General features: G+C 70.8%; 19 protein-coding genes and 1 pseudogene. 12 read left to right on the top strand and 8 right to left on the bottom strand.

Going from position 1 to position 17,723, the window contains the following annotated elements:
- Nucleotides 1-45: 45 nt before the first annotated feature.
- From QMK24_RS10120 to QMK24_RS10105, 4 genes are all read right to left on the bottom strand, one after another.
- Nucleotides 46-795 (bottom strand): SDR family NAD(P)-dependent oxidoreductase, encoded by a 750-nt coding sequence (locus QMK24_RS10120; protein ID WP_283465052.1) that lies wholly within the window; start codon nucleotides 793-795, stop codon nucleotides 46-48.
- 31 nt (nucleotides 796-826) lie between these two features.
- A complete protein-coding gene (locus tag QMK24_RS10115) occupies nucleotides 827-1,630 on the bottom strand; it encodes an SDR family NAD(P)-dependent oxidoreductase (RefSeq protein ID WP_283465051.1) in 804 nt (267 codons plus the stop codon).
- Between the two features lies 1 nt (nucleotide 1,631).
- The gene (locus tag QMK24_RS10110; RefSeq protein ID WP_283465050.1) at nucleotides 1,632-3,095 is read right to left on the bottom strand and encodes an FAD-binding oxidoreductase; all 1,464 of its coding nucleotides are present in this window, start codon (nucleotides 3,093-3,095) and stop codon (nucleotides 1,632-1,634) included.
- Between the two features lie 97 nt (nucleotides 3,096-3,192).
- Nucleotides 3,193-3,588 carry a hypothetical protein gene (locus QMK24_RS10105; protein WP_283465049.1) on the bottom strand — a complete coding sequence of 132 codons (396 nt, stop codon included), beginning with the start codon at nucleotides 3,586-3,588 and terminating at the stop codon, nucleotides 3,193-3,195.
- 240 nt (nucleotides 3,589-3,828) lie between these two features.
- Here QMK24_RS10105 and QMK24_RS10100 point away from each other — a divergent pair, with 240 nt between their 5' ends.
- The 6 genes and pseudogenes from QMK24_RS10100 to QMK24_RS41765 all read left to right on the top strand — a co-directional run bounded on the left by QMK24_RS10100 (nucleotide 3,829) and on the right by QMK24_RS41765 (nucleotide 8,165).
- Nucleotides 3,829-4,602 (top strand): SDR family NAD(P)-dependent oxidoreductase, encoded by a 774-nt coding sequence (locus QMK24_RS10100; protein ID WP_283465048.1) that lies wholly within the window; start codon nucleotides 3,829-3,831, stop codon nucleotides 4,600-4,602.
- Between the two features lie 146 nt (nucleotides 4,603-4,748).
- Entirely contained in the window at nucleotides 4,749-5,972 is a 1,224-nt protein-coding gene (locus tag QMK24_RS10095; protein ID WP_283465047.1) for a cytochrome P450, read from the top strand.
- A gap of 12 nt (nucleotides 5,973-5,984) precedes the next feature.
- Nucleotides 5,985-6,179: a ferredoxin gene (locus QMK24_RS10090; protein ID WP_283465046.1), complete on the top strand. Its 195-nt coding sequence runs from the start codon at nucleotides 5,985-5,987 to the stop codon at nucleotides 6,177-6,179.
- Nucleotides 6,180-6,290: 111 nt separating this feature from the next.
- Nucleotides 6,291-7,253 carry a GNAT family N-acetyltransferase gene (locus QMK24_RS10085; RefSeq protein ID WP_283465045.1) on the top strand — a complete coding sequence of 321 codons (963 nt, stop codon included), beginning with the start codon at nucleotides 6,291-6,293 and terminating at the stop codon, nucleotides 7,251-7,253.
- Nucleotides 7,254-7,294: 41 nt separating this feature from the next.
- Nucleotides 7,295-7,621, top strand: a pseudogene (locus QMK24_RS41770) (ester cyclase); the annotation flags it as partial.
- Complete coding sequence (locus tag QMK24_RS41765; protein WP_502962501.1) at nucleotides 7,590-8,165, top strand: ester cyclase; 576 nt, start codon at nucleotides 7,590-7,592, stop codon at nucleotides 8,163-8,165. The pseudogene QMK24_RS41770 and the gene QMK24_RS41765, both read left to right, overlap by 32 nt.
- Before the next feature lie 76 nt (nucleotides 8,166-8,241).
- Here the strand turns inward: QMK24_RS41765 and QMK24_RS10070 are convergent, their stop codons facing one another.
- Complete coding sequence (locus tag QMK24_RS10070; protein WP_283465044.1) at nucleotides 8,242-8,727, bottom strand: MarR family winged helix-turn-helix transcriptional regulator; 486 nt, start codon at nucleotides 8,725-8,727, stop codon at nucleotides 8,242-8,244.
- A gap of 335 nt (nucleotides 8,728-9,062) precedes the next feature.
- Here QMK24_RS10070 and QMK24_RS10065 point away from each other — a divergent pair, with 335 nt between their 5' ends.
- The 4 genes from QMK24_RS10065 (at nucleotide 9,063) to QMK24_RS10050 (ending at nucleotide 14,213) form a co-directional block, all read left to right on the top strand.
- On the top strand, nucleotides 9,063-10,040 hold the full coding sequence (locus QMK24_RS10065) for a quinone oxidoreductase family protein (protein ID WP_283465043.1): 978 nt from the start codon (nucleotides 9,063-9,065) through the stop codon (nucleotides 10,038-10,040).
- Between the two features lie 157 nt (nucleotides 10,041-10,197).
- The gene (locus QMK24_RS10060; RefSeq protein ID WP_283465042.1) at nucleotides 10,198-11,775 is read left to right on the top strand and encodes an MDR family MFS transporter; all 1,578 of its coding nucleotides are present in this window, start codon (nucleotides 10,198-10,200) and stop codon (nucleotides 11,773-11,775) included.
- Between the two features lie 197 nt (nucleotides 11,776-11,972).
- On the top strand, nucleotides 11,973-13,235 hold the full coding sequence (locus tag QMK24_RS10055; RefSeq protein WP_283465041.1) for a cytochrome P450 family protein: 1,263 nt from the start codon (nucleotides 11,973-11,975) through the stop codon (nucleotides 13,233-13,235).
- Nucleotides 13,236-13,400: 165 nt separating this feature from the next.
- The gene (locus QMK24_RS10050; RefSeq protein ID WP_283465040.1) at nucleotides 13,401-14,213 is read left to right on the top strand and encodes an SAM-dependent methyltransferase; all 813 of its coding nucleotides are present in this window, start codon (nucleotides 13,401-13,403) and stop codon (nucleotides 14,211-14,213) included.
- 107 nt (nucleotides 14,214-14,320) lie between these two features.
- On the opposite strand, the gene QMK24_RS10045 is transcribed toward QMK24_RS10050, so the two are convergent.
- Together QMK24_RS10045 and QMK24_RS10040 are read right to left on the bottom strand one after the other, a co-directional pair.
- Complete coding sequence (locus QMK24_RS10045) at nucleotides 14,321-15,199, bottom strand: trypsin-like serine peptidase (protein WP_283465039.1); 879 nt, start codon at nucleotides 15,197-15,199, stop codon at nucleotides 14,321-14,323.
- A 184-nt stretch (nucleotides 15,200-15,383) separates the two neighbouring features.
- A complete protein-coding gene (locus tag QMK24_RS10040; protein ID WP_283465038.1) occupies nucleotides 15,384-15,896 on the bottom strand; it encodes a DUF309 domain-containing protein in 513 nt (170 codons plus the stop codon).
- Nucleotides 15,897-16,108: 212 nt separating this feature from the next.
- Here QMK24_RS10040 and QMK24_RS10035 point away from each other — a divergent pair, with 212 nt between their 5' ends.
- Both QMK24_RS10035 and QMK24_RS41760 read left to right on the top strand, forming a co-directional pair.
- Entirely contained in the window at nucleotides 16,109-16,930 is an 822-nt protein-coding gene (locus QMK24_RS10035) for a L,D-transpeptidase family protein (RefSeq protein ID WP_283465037.1), read from the top strand.
- A gap of 3 nt (nucleotides 16,931-16,933) precedes the next feature.
- Nucleotides 16,934-17,155 carry a DUF6328 family protein gene (locus QMK24_RS41760; RefSeq protein ID WP_502962504.1) on the top strand — a complete coding sequence of 74 codons (222 nt, stop codon included), beginning with the start codon at nucleotides 16,934-16,936 and terminating at the stop codon, nucleotides 17,153-17,155.
- A gap of 113 nt (nucleotides 17,156-17,268) precedes the next feature.
- On the opposite strand, the gene QMK24_RS10030 is transcribed toward QMK24_RS41760, so the two are convergent.
- The gene (locus QMK24_RS10030) at nucleotides 17,269-17,490 is read right to left on the bottom strand and encodes a hypothetical protein (protein WP_283465036.1); all 222 of its coding nucleotides are present in this window, start codon (nucleotides 17,488-17,490) and stop codon (nucleotides 17,269-17,271) included.
- Nucleotides 17,491-17,723 lie beyond the last annotated feature (233 nt).

Genomic DNA, 17,723 nt, shown 5'->3' with positions numbered 1-17,723 from the left:
CCCTCCCCGGGCGCCGGACAGGGGCCTCGCTGTGCGCGTGCGCCGTCAGATGCCGCCGTCGACGTTGAGCGTCTCCCCGGTGAGGTACGACGACAGATCGCTGAGCAGGAAGAGCACCGGTCCCGCGAGTTCCGGGACGGTTCCCAGTCTGCCGAGCGAGGTCTTCTGCGAGTACATCTTCCGCATCCCGTCGGCCCGTTCCTGCGGCATCGCCGCGAAGGCCTCGGTCTCGATGATGCCGGGCGCCACGACGTTGACGCGGATGCCGCGCGGGCCCAGCTCGACGGCCAGGGACCGGGACAGCCCGATCATCGCGGCCTTGGCGGCCGTGTAGTGCGCCCGCAGCGGGATGCCCGCCGCGGCCCCGCGCGCGCCGATGTTGACCACGGACGCGCCTTCGCCGAACAGCGGCAGCGCCTGCTGGATCACCCGGTACGCGGCCGTCACATGCGAGTTGAGGACCCGGGACCACTCCTCGGCGGGGAGTTCCCCGAACGGGACGTGGCTGATGACACCGGCGTTGTTGACGACGCCGTCGAGCCTGCCGAAGCGCTCCTTGGCCTCGCCGACCAGCCGGTCGACCTCCGCGATCTCCCCCACGTCGGCGCGCACCACGTGGTGGTCGCCCCCGGTTTCGGCCAGTGCCTTGACGAGGGACTCGACCGCTTCCCCCTCCTGCCGGTAGCAGGTGAGCACATCGGCTCCGGCCGCCGCGGCGGCCAGCACGATGCCGCGGCCGATGCCCCGGGTGCCGCCGGTGACGAGAACTTTCCTGCCTGTCAGCGCGATTCCCACGTTCCCTGTCCCTCCGCAGTGCCGACGGGGCTCACACGCAGCCGTCGACGTGGATGTTCTGTCCCGTGATGTACGTCGAGAGGTCGCTCACCAGGAACAGCACGGCCCCGGCGATCTCCTCGACGGTGCCGAGCCGGCCGAGCGCGGTGAAGGAGGAGAACATCTTCCGCTGGAACGCGGCGACCTGCGGCGGGAGATCGTCCATCGCCTCGGTCTCGATCCGGCCGGGCGACAGGGTGTTGACCCGGATGCCCCGGGAGCCCAGCTCGCGGGCGAGGGAGCGGCCCATTCCCACCAGGGCGGCCTTGACGGCCGTGTAGTGCACCCCGCCGTCGATGCCGATGAACGCCACCGTGGAGCCGATGTTGACGATCGAGGCGCCGGGGGCCAGCAGGCCGAGCGAGCGGTGGATGACGAGATGCGCCGCGGTGAGGTTGCCGTCCACCGTGGCGGCCCACTGGGCCGCGTCCAGATCGGCGTACGGGGTGGGGACGTAGGTGCCGGCGTTGTTCACCACCGCGTCCAGGCCGCCGACGCGGGCCTCGACCGTATCGGCCAGCTCGGCGATGTCCGCCTCCTTGGTGGCGTCGGCGCGCACCACCAGGTGCTTGCCGCCGGTGGCCGCCAGCTCCGCCTCCAGCGTGGTGACCGCCTCACCGGGCTGCCGGTAGCAGGTGATGACCTGCGCTCCGGCCCGTGCGGCGGCCAGCACGATGCCGCGTCCGATGCCGCGCGATCCGCCGGTGACGAGGATGCGTTTGCCCCGCAGGTCCCAGCTGCTCGCCGGTCGCCCGGCCGTGTTCTCGTCCACCGTGTTGTCGTTGTCCAGGGTCATCTCAGCTCCCGATGCTCTGCGAATGCCGGAAGAAGTCGTCCGGGTCGTACTGCCGCTTCACCTCGAGCAGCCGGGGATGGTTCTCGCCGTAGTACGAGGTGCCCCAGTCGCCGGGCGTCCGCGAACTGGGGAAGTTGATGTACGAGCCGCTGGACAGCGGGGCGAGGGCCGCCGCGGCTCCGTCCGCCCAGGCGGTGATGTCCGCGACGGTCTCCGGCGCCGGGACCGGCTCGCGCACCGCCATTTGATAGCCCGTCAGGAACTGGGCGTCGCGGTGCACATAGGCCGTCTCGGTCCTGCCGACCTCGTTGGCCGCGCCGCCCAGGGCGATGCACAGCAGATACCGTTCGTTGTCCCGCCGGGGGTCCCAGGCGTCGAGCAGCCGGGCGGCCTCGGCCCGGGTGACCGGCCGGTCGGTGAGGGCGTAGCTCTGCCGGGTGAAGGGGTGGCGGTGGCCGACCGCCAGCGGGTTGTGGCCCGTGCGGTGGCACTCGGCGACCGACTTGTCGTCGCACAGCCGCTCGTGCATGACCTCGCTGTACGGCAGCGGGTCACCCACCGTCCGTTTGACCGGCTGGACGCCCACCCGCTCGGTGAACTCGTCCAGCGCGGCCTCCAGTTCGGCCTTCGGGCCGTGGTAGGCGCCCCAGACGTTGATGATCGGCGCGTCATGGGGGCTGAACATCTGCGGTAGCACGACGAGTGAGGACCCCAGGTCGTTCGGGGCGCTCACGCACCACTCCTGCCACGCGGTCAGGACGTCCGCGGCCTGGTCGAAGCCCCACATCGTGTCGTAGCCGACGAGCAGCGGAGCCTCGATCGGGCGGACGTCGAAGTCCACCACGATCCCGAAGTTGCCGCCCCCACCGCCGCGCACCGCCCAGTACAGGTCCGGGTCGTGGGTCTCGGAGCACCGGACGATCCGGCCGTCGGACAGCAGGACGCGCGCCGAGACGACGCGGTCGCTGCCGACGCCGAACTTGCGGGTCTGCCAGCCGAGCCCGCCGCCGGACAGGAATCCGCCCGCGCTCACGGTGGGGAAGGTGCCGGTGATGAGCTGGGTGCCCGTCGGCTTGAGCGTGTCGAGCGCGTCCACGGACTGGGTGCCGGCGCCGATCCGTACCGAGCCGTTGCAGACCAGGGTGTGGTTGATCCGGGACAGGTCGACGACCAGGCCGGGACCGGTGGACCAGCCGTTGAAGCTGTGCCCGCCGCTGCGCGTGTGCACCGGGAGATCGTTCTCCTGGGCGAAGCGCACACAGGCGCGCAGGTCGTACGGCGATTCGCAGTAGGCGACGGCCTGCGGATCGATGACGTCGTACTCCTTGTTCTGCAACTGCCGCGCGAGGTCGTAGCCCGTGTCGGAGGGAAGGACGACATCGCCCCGCAACAGGGACCGCAGCCCTTCCCAGTCGGCGGAGCCGGAGCCGGTGGCGGCGCGGAGCAGACTCTGTTCGGTGGCCAAGGTTCGTTCCTCCCGGGAACTGTTCAGGGAGACGGCGGACCGCTCGGCGCCGCGCGCGCCGGTGCTCGCCCGGACTGCGGGCTGTGTGTCGATGTGGCTACTTGTCGATGCCGAACTTCGTCGCGACGACCTTCGAACCGCCGTGGCCGCGCAGCCGCTTGCCCTCCGGGTCGTAGAACGACGCCCCGCCGAGCCCCTCCCAGCGCGTGTCGGAGACGAACTGGCCCTCGACGTTGATGTGCGCCTCGCCGACGAGCTTGCCCGCCTCGTCGGTCGCCAGGATGTGGAAGTTGTACTCGAAGGTGTCCTCGCCGGTGGCCACCCAGTTGCCCAGGCCGATGTTCTTGGTGTTCGTCTGGGTCGAGGTGACACCGCCGTCGGCGGAGAAGGAGGCCAGCCCGAAGGTGGGCTCGCCGTCGTTGTCGAGCTCGGTGGTCCACGTTCCGACCAGTCGGCTGCCTGCATCCTGCCCGGGCCCGCTCGCTTCGGTCATCGCAGCACTCCTCCATCTGTTCGGCTGTGCCCGGTCGGGGCTCCGCTCCACCCCCGCGGGCGGTCGGACAGGACGCTGACAGGGGGGTCTTGAGGAGCGGTCGAACCGTCGTGCAGCCCCACCCCCATGGGCAATTGACCGTGATTCGAGCCACTGGCCCGATGCTCGGCTCGAGCGCCACTCGCGGGACGCGCTGCACGAACACGCCGTTGACCTGACCACGAAAGCGGGTTGTCCCGGATGAAGACGGATCTGCGCGACAAGGTAGTGCTGGTGACCGGGGCCTCCTCGGGGATCGGACGCGCGACGGCGCGGGCCTTCGGCGCGGAAGGCGCGCGGGTGGCGATCACCTATTACTCGAACCTGGCGGGCGCCGAGGAGACGGCGGCCCAGGTCACCGAGGCGGGCGGCACCCCGCTGGTGGTCCGCTACGACCTCAACGAGGCGCAGGTGATCCGCGAGGCCGTCGACCAAGTCGTCTCCGCATGGGGCGGCATCGACGTACTGGTCAACAACGCCGTCGTGTGGGGCGAGGCCATTCCGCGCCCCGGCCGGCCCATGCCCGTCTTCGAGGACGTACCCGCGAAGCAGTGGCAGGAGGTGCTGCGGACCTCGGTCGACGCCGTCTTCCACACGCTGCAGGCCGCGCTTCCCGCGATGCGCGGCCGCGAATGGGGCCGGGTGGTGATGCTCGGCGCGGGCCTGGCCGAGGCCGGGATGGCCGGCGGCGGAGCGTACGGCGCGGCGAAGTCCGGGCTGTACGGGCTGCTCCGCAGCCTGGCCTGGGACCTGGGGCCGGAGAACATCCTGGTGAACATGGTCGTTCCGGGCCAGACCCTCACCGAGACCGTCCTGCTCAACGCCCCCGGTCCGATGCTGGAGGCGAAGGCGAAGACCCTCGCCTCCCAGCACCTGTCCACGCCGGAGGACGTCGCGAACGCGATCGTGTTCCTCGGTTCGGCCGCCAACGGGAACATCAACGGCCAGGCCATCAGGGTCACCGGCGGATCCTGACCCGCCCCGGAACAGCCGTCTCGAAAGAGCTGAAACGGAACAGCCGAAACGGAACAGCCGCCTCGGAGCAGCCGTCTCCGGCACCCGCCTCAGGGCCTCGCACTTCGACACACCGGCCACCAGGCCCCACACACAGGAGGTAGACCATGGCGGAAGCCGATACCCGGCAGATCGAGCCGGAGGCCCCCGCTTACCCGATGCAGCGCACCTGCCCCTATCAGCCGCCGGCGGGCTACGAGCAACTACGGGAGCAGGGGCCGCTGGCCCGTGTGACGTTGTTCGACGGGCGCACGGCCTGGGTCGTGGCGGGGAACGATGAGGGCCGCGCCCTGCTGCCCGACCCCCGGCTGTCCGTCGATGTCCGCAATCCCGACTTCCCGCTCATGGCGCCGCGCATCGAGGCGCAGCGCGAGCGGGCGACACCGCTGATCGGCGTGGACGACCCCGAGCACGCCCGGCAGCGGCGGATGTCCATCCCCGGTTTCGGCATCCGGCGGGTCAACGCCCTGCGGCCCGAGATCGAGAAGATCGCGGACACATTGATCGACAGGATGACCGAGAAAGGCTCGTCCGCCGACCTGGTGACCGATTTCGCGCTGCCGCTGCCCTCGGCGGCCATCTGCCTGCTGCTGGGCATCCCGTTCGAGGACCACGACTACTTCGCGGAGCGCTCGCGGCACGTGCTGTCCTCGTCGGGGGAGGAGCAGGCCGCGCAGGCTCAGCAGGCGTTCGGCGAGATCCTGACGTATCTGTACGACCTGATCGGGGAGCGGGAGGCCGATCCGCGCGACGGGCTGCTGGACGAGCTGATCAGCCAGCGGCTGCTCGAAGGCGCGGTGGACCGCAACGAACTGGCGATGATCGCCACGGTGCTGCTGGTGTCGGGCCACGAGACGACCGCGAACATGATCGGCATCAGTGTGCTCACGCTGCTCGAACACCCGCAGCAGCTGGCCGCGTTGCGGGCGGACCCGGCGCTGATGCCGGGCGCGGTCGACGAACTGTTCCGCTTCACCTCCATCGGCGACACGCTTCCCCGGGTGGCGACGGAGGACATCGAGGTCGGCGGGCAGCTCATCAAGGCCGGTGACGGCGTCATCGTCTCGAACATGCTGATGAACCGCGACCCGTCGGCGTTCGAGAACGCCGATCAGCTGGACATCCGCCGGGCGGCCGGCCGGCATGTCGCGTTCGGCTTCGGTATCCACCAGTGCATCGGGCAGAACCTGGCCCGTGCCGAGATGGAGATCGCCTTGGAGAGGCTCTTCACCCGGCTGCCGAACCTGCGGCTGGCGATTCCGGCGAGCGAGGTTCAGGGCAAGCCCGCTTTCGTCCTGCAAGGGGTGGAAGAACTTCCGGTGACCTGGTGAGGGAGGCATGTCATGCGTGTCAGCGTCGACAGTGAGCGGTGTGTGGGGGCCGCGTTGTGCACCATGACGGCCCCCGCCGTGTTCGAGCAGGATGACGAGGGGGTCAGCGGGGTCATCCCCGGCAGCGAGGACAGAGCCGGGGACGCGCGCGTGCACGAGGCGGTACGGGTCTGCCCCGTACAGGCCATCTCGGTCACCGCGGAGTGATCGCGACCGCCGAGCCGCAGTGATCGGGTGGGGTCCGGATTACCGGGCCCCACCTGGTCGTTCGAGCGGGACTCGATCAGAACGATGGCCGGTGCTGGGTAACTGTTTGCTATGGAAATCCGCAGCCTGGACGGGGACGACCCGGACACCATCGCCGCTCTCCTCCCCGGTTTCCGGGAGACGATGAGCGTGGAACTTCCCGATGATCCACCGGTGACCGAGGCGCTCCTCGCGCGACTTCTGCAGCGCAGACACGGCGCCGACCGGCTGGTGCTGGCCGCCTTCGACGGCGAGCGGATCGCCGGCTCCCTCAAACTCGGCCTGGATCTGGCCGAACCCGCCGACACCGGGCACGGTTCCCTCTGGGTCTTCCCAGGATTCCGCCGGCGCGGCGCTGGCCGGCTGCTCATCGCCGCCGCCCAGCGCGAGCTCGCGGAGCGCGATCGGCCCCGGCTGCTGCTGGACGCGCCGCACACCCCCGCCTCCGAGGGCTTCGCGGGTGCGGTCGGCGCGCGGCGCACGGTCACCAATCTGCGCAACCGGCTGCGGCTGAACGAAGCGGTCCGGGCGCGGCTGGACGGATGCGCCGAGCAGAAGGTGGCCGGCTATCACCTGGCGTACTGGCTCGGCCGGTGCCCCGACGACCTCGTCGACTCCTATGCGCTGGCCTGGCGTGAACTGGACGTCCAGGTGAACGGCCAGGCCCGGATCCAGGCGGCGACCGCGGCCGATGTGCGCGCCCGCGAGGACGAGGCGGTCCGTACGGGTCACCGCCAGTACACCGCTGCGGCCGTCGAGGACGGAACGGGAGCGGTGGTCGCCTACAGCACGCTCTACGTCCGGGACAGCCCGATGGCCGACGCCGGTGAGGTCCTGGTTCTGCCGGAACACCGCCGACGGGGCCTCGGCACGTGGACGAAGGCGTACGCGACCGCCTGGGCGGCGCATGAGAACGAGCAGCTCTTCCTGGTCCAGGCGTGGAACGAGACGGAGAACGACGCGATCGTCGCGCTCAACGGGAAACTCGGCTTCGCGGCCGATGCCTCCTGGTCCACCTACGAACTGAACACCTGAGTCCACCCATACGGTTCACCTCATCAGGGGGCGGAAGAGTCATGACGACCGGATACATCGTCGGCGCCACGCCGACACGAGTGGAGAACGCCGACGTAGTGCGGCAGCTGTTCGAGGAGGTCCTGGCCTCGCAGTTGTTCGACGAGGCCGCGGAGCGGATCCGTCCCGACCATGTCGAGCACGATCCGCTGATCAAGTCCCTGCCCGGTGGGCTGGTGGGCTTCTGGCGGATGATCGCGGCCGAGTTCGAGGGCCTGGCCGTGGCCGTGGAGCACCTGGTGCCGGACAACGACCGCGTCATGCTCTTCGTGAGCTGGCGGGGCCGCACCCGGGACGGTGCGGAGACGGCGCTGCACACCGCCGAACTCTTCCGTCTGCAGGACGGCAAGATCGCCGAGCACTGGGACGTGGTGGACCGCGCGGCGCTCGTACCGCTCGGCATCGAGCCGGTGGAGGGCGTCCAGCCGGCCGGTCCCCGTCTGGTGGGTCCGCACAGCGACCTCGAGGTGGCCAACGCGGAGCTGGTGCTGGGCGCGTACCGCGAGGTGTTGCGAGCACTGGCTGGAGGTCGCCGAGGAGTACTACCACCTCAACTACGCGCACCACAACATGAGGACGGAGGCCGTCCCGGACGGCCTCGACGCCTTCAAGGCGTTCTTCGCGGACGACATCGCCGCGTTCCCCGACCTGACGACCACGGTCGAGCACATCGTGGCGGACGGCGACCGCGTCATGGTCTTCGTGCTGTGGCGCGGGACGCTGACCGGCGCGTGGAGCGGCGGCGGCCCCTCGGAGCAGGAGCTGGTGATGCGCACCTGCGACCAGTTCCGCATCGCGGGCGGCAAGGTGGCGGAACACTGGGAGGTCGTCGACTATCTGGCCCTCCAGCAGGCCGGGTTGCCGACCCCGTGACACGGCCCGAAAGGGCCGCGCGGTGACTTCGGGCCGCGCGCGGAACCCGGACCGCCCGTCACCGGCAGACGGGCGGTCATCGGGACGGGGGGCGCAGGTCGGCGACGGCGTCCACGTACTTGATCAGCAGGCGGGCGAAGTCGAGCCGTTCATGGTCGGCCCAGTCGCGGGTGATGTGCTCGAACGCCTCGCGCTGGTGCTGCCGGAACCGGACGAGCATCGCGTCGCCCTCGGGGGTGAGTCGCAGGATCGTGCGCCGGCCGTCCAGTTGGGAGGCGGCGCGGATCAGGTAGCCGGACTTGATGCAGTCGGAGACCATCCGGCTGGCCACCGAGGGGTCCACCGCCAGGCGTTCGGCGACGATCCCGACGGTGATCTCCTGGTCGGGGTCGTCGGCCGGCTCCTCCACCAGGGCGAGCACCAGCGTCCTGGTCATGTCCTTGCGGGAGACCGGGTTCTCGACATCCAGCAGCGCGGTGCGCCGCAGCCGGGAGAACGCCGGACCCACGGCGTCCAGCAGCGCGCCGGCCTGCGCTTTCCTCGTCCCGCTCTCGGAAGTCATGCCGCCACTTTAGGCGCTCATGATGGCTGCGGACAGCATGTGCCCGCCCGAAGGTACGTGTGTGCGGCCACGCATGTGAGAGGCCCCCGGCGGCACCGCGGTCCAGGCCCGGTCCAGGTGAATTCAAGTCCGGGGTGGGACGGTCGGACGCGCGCGACCCGTGTGCGGCGATGGCGCGCGGTGGCCCCGGGGGAAGACGCCGGTACCGCCTCGCCGGCGCTTATGTAATGTAGACAGACATGCATGTGCATGAGAGCATTTAATTGTAAGTTTTCTGGGCGGAGTCGCCGGTAGACGCCCGTGACTCGTCAAGACTTCCTAGTTGGGAGAACACCATGCGAATCGTCCGCCACTACGAACACGGAGCCCCGAAGGTGCTGCGTGTCGAAGAGGCCGATAAGCCGCAGCCCGGCCCGGGAGAGGTGCTCATCCGCGCCGAGGCCATCGGCGTCACCTTCGCCGAGGTGCAGCGCCGCCAGGGTGTGCCCATCGGCGGCCACGCCGAGCTGCCCGGAGCACCCGGCGGCGACGTCGCCGGCACCGTCGAGGCGCTCGGCGAGGGCGTCACCAACGTGAAGATCGGCGACCGGGTGGTCGGCGACGTCGACACCGGCGCCTACGCCGACTTCTGCACCACCCGGGCCGACTGGCTCATCAAGATCCCCGACAGCCTGGACGCCGCCGAGGCGACGGCCCTGCCGAGCCCCGCCCAGACCGCGTACCACGCGCTCAAGGAGGCCGGCCAGCTCAAGCCCGGTGAGACCGTCCTGATCGACGCCGCGGCCGGCGGCGTGGGACACCTCGCGGTGCAGATCGCCAAGGCGATGGGCGCCGGCAAGGTGATCGCCACCGCCAGCAGCCAGGCCAAGTTGGACTTCGTCCGCGGTCTCGGCGCCGACGTCACGATCAACTACACCGACGACGACTGGGACGAGCAGGTCAAGGCCGCCACCGACGGCAAGGGCGCCGACGTCGTCATGGAGACCGTCGGCGGCGACATCCTCCTCAAGAGCGTCCGCCTGACCGCCACGTTCGGCCGGCTGGTCTTCTACGGATCGGCCGCAGGAAACGTCCCGGAGATCAACATCCTGGCGCTCAGTCGGATGAAGACCATCGCGGGCTTCGCCCTGTACGCGCTGCTCTACTACAAGCCCGAAATCATCGCCGCGGGCCAGCGCGACCTGCTCGAGATGATCAGCGCCGGCAAGGTCAAGCCGGTCATCCACGAGCGCCTCCCGCTCGAAGAGGCCGTCCGGGCGCACGAACTGATGGAAGCCCGGTCGCAGCTGGGCAAGGTGGTTCTCATCCCGTAACTCTCGTCCCCGCGCCACTCTTGAAGCTCCCCGACCCGTGCCCCGCGACAGCCCACGGCCACCGCGGCGGCACCGGGCCGGGAGAGTCCGGAGACCTGCCCGCCCTCCCCCGGGGAGGGCCGGCCTCCGGGGTCACGCCCCATGAAAGGGCACACCCGTGAACGTCACCGAGAACGAGTCCGGCACCCCGCCGACCGGTACCGCTGCCGGTCCGTCCCCCCGCACCGGTCTCATCATGTTCGGCTGTCTGACCGCGGTCTTCCTGGGCCTTCTGGACGCCCAGATCATGGCCACCGCACTGCCCCGCGTCGCCGGGGACCTCGGTGGTCTCAACGTCTTCGCCTGGGTGGCGACGGCGTACATCATCGCCAGCAGTGTCACCACACCCCTGTACGGCAAGCTCGGCGACCTGTTCGGCCGCAAGGGCGTCTTCCTCGCCGCGATCGGCATCTTCCTCGTGGGCTCCGCCGCCTGCGGCTGGGCCCAGTCGATCGAGCAACTGCTCGCCTTCCGCGTGGTGCAGGGCATCGGCGCCGGCGGCCTGTTCGTCTCCGTGCTCTCCGTCATCGGCGAACTCTTCAGCCCGCGCGAAGGGGCCCGCTACTACGGCTACTTCTCCATCGCGTTCGCCGGGGCCGCCCTCGCCGGCCCGCCCATCGGAGGCGTACTGACCGACGCGCTCGGCTGGCGCTGGGTCTTCTACATCAACCTGCCGGTCGGAGCCCTTGCCTTCGCCCTGGTGGCCGTCTTCCTCCGGCTGCCGGTCCGCCCCCGCCGCCCGCAGATCGACTACACCGGCTTCCTGCTGCTCAGCGCGGCCATCGTCGCCCTCACCCTGCTCACCAGCTGGGCCGGAGCGCGCTACGGATGGGCCTCCGCGACGATCCTCGGCCTGGCCGCGGTGATCGTCGTCGCCGTCGCCCTCTTCCTCGCCGTCGAGAAGCGCGCCGCGGAACCGGTCATCCCGCTCCATCTGTTCAAGGACTCGACCTTCACCATCTCCGCGGTGGTCAGCGTCGTCGCGGGCTTCGTCTTCGTCGGCTCGGTGAACTTCCTGGCCCTGTTCCTGCAGGTGGTCACCGGAGCCAGCGCCACCATGTCCGGCGTGATCCTGCTGCCCATGATGCTCGGTCTCGTCGCCTCCTCGATGATCAGCGCGCGGGTCATCTCCCACACCGGCAACTACAAGTGGTATCCGGCGGCCAGCATGGGCATCGGCATCATCTCCGCGCTGCTGCTCGCCACCATGGACGCGGGCACCTCCCGCGTCGCCGCCGCCGGCTACATGCTGCTGCTCGGCATCGCCGCCGGCCTGAACATGTCGGTGCTCACCATGGCCGCCCAGAACACCGCCCCGCGCGACGACATCGGAGCCGTCTCGGCGACCGTCTCCTTCGGCCGGATGCTCGGCGCCTCGCTCGGGATCTCCGTCTTCGCGGCGATCTTCTACAGCCGGCTCACCGACGAGCTCGCCCGGCGCGTCCCGGCGGGCGCCCTCGCCGGCACCGACCGCAACTCCCTGTCGGACGCGGCGGTCCTCGGCAAGCTCGGCGCCCCGGTACGGCTGGCGGTGGAGCAGGCGTACGCAGCCTCCCTCACCCCGGTCTTCCTGACCGCGGCCCCGGTGCTCGCGCTGGGCCTGGTGCTCTCCGTACTGCTCAAGAACACCCCCCTGCGCAGCTGGGACCGCAACGCGGCCCCCGAACAGCAGAAGGAGGACGCGGACCAGCGCTGAGCCCCCGAAGCGGGACCCGGCCCCCTGCTTCCCGCGTGCCGCACCACCCGACGTCATGGGTGGTGCGGCACTCGCGCGTCGCCGGAGGCGGCGCTCCGCTACAGCCCGCTGCGAGCGGCGCTCGAAACCGAGCGGTGATGGTGGTGCCCAGACCGAGGCGCCCAGTGCCAGGAACCGCCGAAGAGGGGAACCGCGTCGTGGATCGGACGGAATCGTCGACCAGCGTGATCGAGTTGTTCACTCCGGAGTTCTTCCAGGAGCCGCACACCGCGCTCGCCGACCTCCGCGGGCAGGCGCCCGCCCAGCCCGTAGCCACGCCCAATGGGCTGCGGACCTGGCTGGTCACCCGCTACGAGGACGCCAGGGCGCTGCTCGCCGACCCCCGGCTCAGCAAGGACATGCGCAAGGGGCAGGAGCTCATCCCGCGCAACTTCATCGATGAGGAGAAGCGCCAGGAGTTCCTCAAGGAGGCCGGTTCACGACGGCAGTTCGCCCGCGAGCTGAGCGAGCACATGCTCGACAGTGATCAGCCCGACCACACCCGGCTGCGCCGGCTGGTGGGCCGGGCCTTCACCACCCGCCGCGTCGAGGCGCTGACCCCCCGGATCGTCGAACTCGTCGATGAACTCCTCGACGCCATCGCGCTCCAGGAACGCACCGACCTCATGGACGCGCTCGCCTTCCCCGTCCCGTTCACCGTGATCTGCTGGCTGCTGGGAGTGCCGCCGGACGACCGCGCGGAATTCCGCCGCTGGTCCAATCTGCTGGTCTCGGGCGTCGGCACCGACGAGGTACGCGACGCCAGCGTGGCGATGGTCGACTACCTGCGGGCGCTGATCACCGAGAAGCGGGCCAACCCGGCCGACGACATGCTCACCGACCTGGTCAACGCCGGCGAGGGCGACGACCGGCTCAACGAGAACGAGCTGATGGCCATGGCATTCCTGCTGCTGGTCGCCGGCCATGAGACCACCGTCAACCTCATCGGCAACGGCACGTTCGCCCTGCTGACGCATCCCGGCCAACTCGCGAAGCTGGCCGCCGACAGCTCCCTGTGGCCGAACGCCGTCGAGGAACTGCTGCGGTTCGAGGGGCCGGTCACCAACGCGACCTGGCGCTACACCACTGAGCCGGTGGACGTCGGCGGAGTCGTCATCCCCGAGGGCGAGTTCGTGACGATCTCGATCGGCGCGGCCGGCCGTGACCCGTCGCACTACGCCGAGCCCGACGAGCTCGACATCACCCGCCGCGCCACCGCGGGCCTCGCCTTCGGCCATGGAATCCACCACTGCCTGGGGGCCCCGCTGGCCCGGCTCGAAGGGCACATCGTCCTGAGCAGGCTGTTCGCCCGCTTCCCCGGGCTGAGCCTCGCGGTCACGCCGGAGGAACTGCGCTGGCGGTTCAGCCTGATGATGCGCGGTCTCGAGGAACTGCCCGTGCTGCCCGTGCCGCCCGGCTGACCGATGCGGCAGCGGACACAGCGGACACAGCGGACACAGCACCGCACCGCACCGCACCGCACCGCACCGCACCGCACCGCACCGCACCGCACCGCACCGCACCGCACCGCACACAACGCTTCACCCGACAGACAACGCCCCGACACAACGGAAAGAGGAAGCGACGTGGAGCGACCGAGCTGGGCACCGGCCGACGTGGACATCGAGACGCCGAGTATCGCGCGGGTCTACGACTACTGGGTCGGCGGCACCCACAACTTCGAGGTCGACCGCGCTGTCGCCCGGCAGGTGGAGGAGGCCAACCCCGCACTCCCCAAGACCTTCCGGGCCAACAGGGCGTTCCTCCGCAGGGCGGGCCGGGAACTGGCGGGACTCGGCATCCGGCAGTTCCTGGACGTCGGATCCGGCATCCCCGCCGAGCACAACGTGCACGACGCCGTCTTCGCCGCCGCGCCCGACAGCAAGGTGGTCTACACCGACATCGACCCTGTCGCCGTCGCCCACGGCCGGGCGATCCTGGCCGACGAACCGCGGGCCGCGATCTTCCAGGGCGACCTGTACAAGCCGAACGACATCTTCGAGGCGCCCGACACCGCGCGCCTCATCGACTTCGACCGGCCCGTGGGGCTGATCCTCGGCGCCGTACTGCACTTCGTACCGGAGGAGAACGACCCGCTCGCGCTCATCCGGCAGTTCACCGACCGCCTGGTGCCCGGCAGTTACCTCGTGCTCTCGCACGCGGGCGCCGACGAGGTGCCGCAGGCCGCGCCGAACGTCGCCAAGTCCTACGGCGGCGCCGTCAGCGAGGTCATCTGGCGCAGCACCGCGCAGTTCACCGCGCTCTTCGAGGGCTTCGAGCTCATCGAGCCCGGCGTCACCCCGGTGACCGTGTGGCGGCCGGACGCGGACGCCGACATCGACGGGCTGGGCGCGGGCGCCCCCATGCTGGCCGGCGCCGCCCTCAAGCGCGCGGTCTGACAGCGTCGGCCCCGGGACCCGTGGCCTGCTCCGGGTCCCGGGGCCCGACGTCCAACCCGCGGCGCGGCAGGGGAGCACCGGCGGCTTCCGCCGTCCGGACGCGCTCCTCAGTTCGCTGCGACGGTCTGCTGGTACAGAGCGCTGATCGCGCTGCCGAAGGCCGGGCTGTACGAGACGTCCGGAGTGTCGCCGCCCTCCTCGTAGCCGCCGATCACCCCGATGACGGTCCCGGTGCCGGAGTCCTCGTCCAGGCCGGTGACCCAGGGGCTGCCGCTCGTCCCTCCGCTGTAGTCGGTGCAGTCGATACGCAGCTGGTCGGCGCTGTACGCCGTGGCGTCGTTGAAGCAGGTGAGCGGGGCGTCGGCGGTGGAGGGATAGCCGGTGATCCGGACCGTGGCGCTGGACGCGGCGCCGGAAGTCCCGCTGGTGCCGAGGCGGTAGGCGCCCACCACGTCCTGGATCTCCTGGCCGTTCACCGGCTGCACCACGGCGAAGGCCACGTCCAGATCCTCGTCCGAGCTGCTCGTCCAGCCAGGGGCGACCGTCACACTCTCCAGCGGCCATACCCCGTACGGCGCGGTTCCGTCGTGATAGCCGGGCACGAAGACCGTGTTACTGGTGTCCCCGCTGAGGCAGTGCGCCGCGGTCACCACGACGTTCTTGCCGGCGCTCTCCACGACGCTCGCCGTGCAGTAGTGGCCGCCGGACAGCCCGCCGTCGAAGAGCGCGCCGACCTGCTTCGTACTCCCCGTCGCGTGCACGGTGCTGGAAACCCCGGGCAGTCCGGCGAACACGCCGGGCCCGCTCACCGCCTCGGACGCCGCGGACGTCGACTGGCCGGTCGCGATGACCGTGCCGGTACCCACGGCCGTGACGATCAGCCAGGCCAATATCAGAACGCCGGTCCTGCCCAGACCACGGGACAGGGCGCGGACGGATCCAGTGCGGACGGATCCAGTGCGGACGGGCTGCGGACGCTTCTTCATACGGCAGGCCCTCTCTCGTCGCTCCGGTCCTGCTGATCATCGCGGGCGAGTGTGAGAGTCCTGTGAGAGAGCTGTGTGAGCGTTCTGAGAAGAATCCGGCGCCGGATTCCGGCCGGCTCAGGGCCGGATCGGGTGCTGGATCAGAGGCCGGATCAGGGACGGGTTCCAGGGCGGGTCCGGGCGCTCAGACCGTGTCCCGCGGGCCGCCGAGCAGCAGCGACGGCGCGCTGTCCCGGCCGCCGGCCGGGTGCTCCGCCAGCTGCCGGGCCCAGCCGCTCAGACCCGCGATGTCAATGCCGTACGGCGGCGCGTCCCGGTACGGGTCGATGCCGTCGGCCCCTCTGCGCAGCAGGGTCGCGGCGCCCTGCGCATTGCCGCGCAGCGCGTGGGTGAGGCCCACGGCGAGCTGCGCGAGGCCGCGCCACAGGGCCCGCTGGGGCTCGGCGGCGGCCTTCCAGGCGTCTTCCAGTACCTCGTGGGCGTGGAAGGGCATCCCGGCGTCTAGCAGCCGCTGGGCCTCGGCCAGTGACTGCCCCGGGGAGCGCGGCACTCCCTCGGGCTGCCGTTCGACGCCCGGCGCTCCGTACGGCAGTGGCCGGCCGAGTCCGTCGCGCGGCCGTGCGTTGCGAGCCCGCCCGGCCTGATCGCGGTCACGGTCGTCGGGCAGGGCGCTGTCGTACGGGGTTGTCTCGTCCACGGTTCGATTGTTCACCAGTTCCCGGTCCGGTGGTGCGAGGGACGGGACCGGACACATGGGACCGATGTGGGTCCGGGGGCCTCAACCGGGCCGGGACTTTGCGAGGATCGCTGCCCATGAGGCCCCTCACAGTGCCCGCAACGCGATCCAGCCACGGCCGGCACCGTGGCCGGCACCGGGTCCGTCGTCGCCGGCCGGGCCGGACGAGCGCCATGGCCGGAGCGACGACGGTGCTCTCACTGGCCGTGGCCGCGAGCTGGTTCGGGATCGGTGCGATCGGGCCGATCGGTCCGGTCACCGGGCCGGGCCAGCGGGAACGGGCCGCGGCACCGCCTTCGATCGATGCCGTCACCCGGCCGCTGGCGGGAACGGAGGACGCGTCCGGCGGCGCACCGGGCGGCGCAGCGGACAGCGCTCAGGACAACGCGCCCGGCGGACAGGAGACCGACCGGATCCCCGGTCTCGGCCCGGCCACCCTGGCGGCGATCCCCGCCGCTTCCGGCCAGGTACTGATGGCCTCCGGCACGGCGAAGGACTCCTCCGACTCCACGGTCACCCTGTGGACCCGCGCCTCGGACGGCAGGTGGCGGCCGGGGACCGCATGGCCCGCGCACAACGCTCTGCGCGGCTGGACCGGCACCCACTCCTCGGGCGATCTGCACAGCCCCGTCGGGGTGTTCACCCTCAGCGACGCGGGAGGCTTCAAGCCCGATCCGGGCAGCGGACTGCCGTATCACCGCTCCCAGGGCTTCACCGCGGGCGGCATCGGATTCCGCGGCGAGGCGCTCGGCGGGTCCTTCGACTACGTCATCGCCATCGACTACAACCGGGTGCCGGGCACGTCGCCCCTGGACGGGCGACAGCCGCTGGGCGCCCGCCGCGGTGGCGGCATCTGGATCCACGTCGATCACGGCGGCCCGACGCACGGCTGCGTCAGCCTCTCCGCACGGCACATGGTCGACCTGCTGCGGGCGCTCGACCCGCGGGCCCACCCGGTGATCGCGATGGGAGACGGGGCCGCGCTGGCGCTGTGACGGCTGCCTGCCGCCGGCGAATCAACTGCTGAACGGGGCGCATACGGGGAAAGGGCGCAGGCACGCGAATGCCGCTCCGACGCGGCGCGGCGAGGACCGGGATCAGCGGGGGACCGGCGGTGGATCGAACTGCTCCAGGAAGTGCGGGTCGCGGAGACCGGCGTACAGATCCTGCTGGTCGCTGCCGGCCCTGTGGCTGCGTCACCGGGCGCGCGGAATATCTGAGGCGGAGCCGTCCGGGGCATGGCTAAGTTCGGGCCGGCCCTGAGGTCCCTTGGGCTCAGGGCGGCAAGCGGGGAGAATCCTGGCCGCGACCTGTGGGGGCGCGGCCAGGAACCTCAGAGCTTCGTTACCTTCGAGTACGGCTTGATGATCCGTACCTGGCGGGATCCGAAGTCGGCAAGCACGGCGACCTCGTCCTCGACACCGATGATTCGGCCGAGTCCGTAGACGTCATGCGTAACCCGGTCACCCACGACGAAGTTCTCGACGGGAGGGGCGACCGGAATCCGGAAGGGGCTGGCGGGCAGGTGGCGGCGGGTCACGGCTGATTTCGTCATTACCCCCAGTATGGCCCCTCGCAGGCCCCTACGGTCCTCTCAGCCCGTTTGCTTTCCTTCCGGCGGCCGTCGTGGAGTACCGCCCGGTAGGCGGCTCGTAGTGCCCCGCCGGGCCATCTGCTCAGTTCATCGCGGCAGCCGTCACCGAGCGTCGATCACCGGTGACGCCTCCCGGCGCCCCGTCGGGTCTGCCGATTCCCGGCCGGGCGACATCTGTCCACCACCGGAACGCT

Origin of the sequence: Streptomyces sp. PH10-H1 (genome assembly GCF_030063355.1) — a bacterium.
Lineage (GTDB): Bacteria > Actinomycetota > Actinomycetes > Streptomycetales > Streptomycetaceae > Actinacidiphila.
Note: the sequence above shows the minus strand (reverse complement) of the source record. Positions and strands in the feature narration are given on the sequence as shown.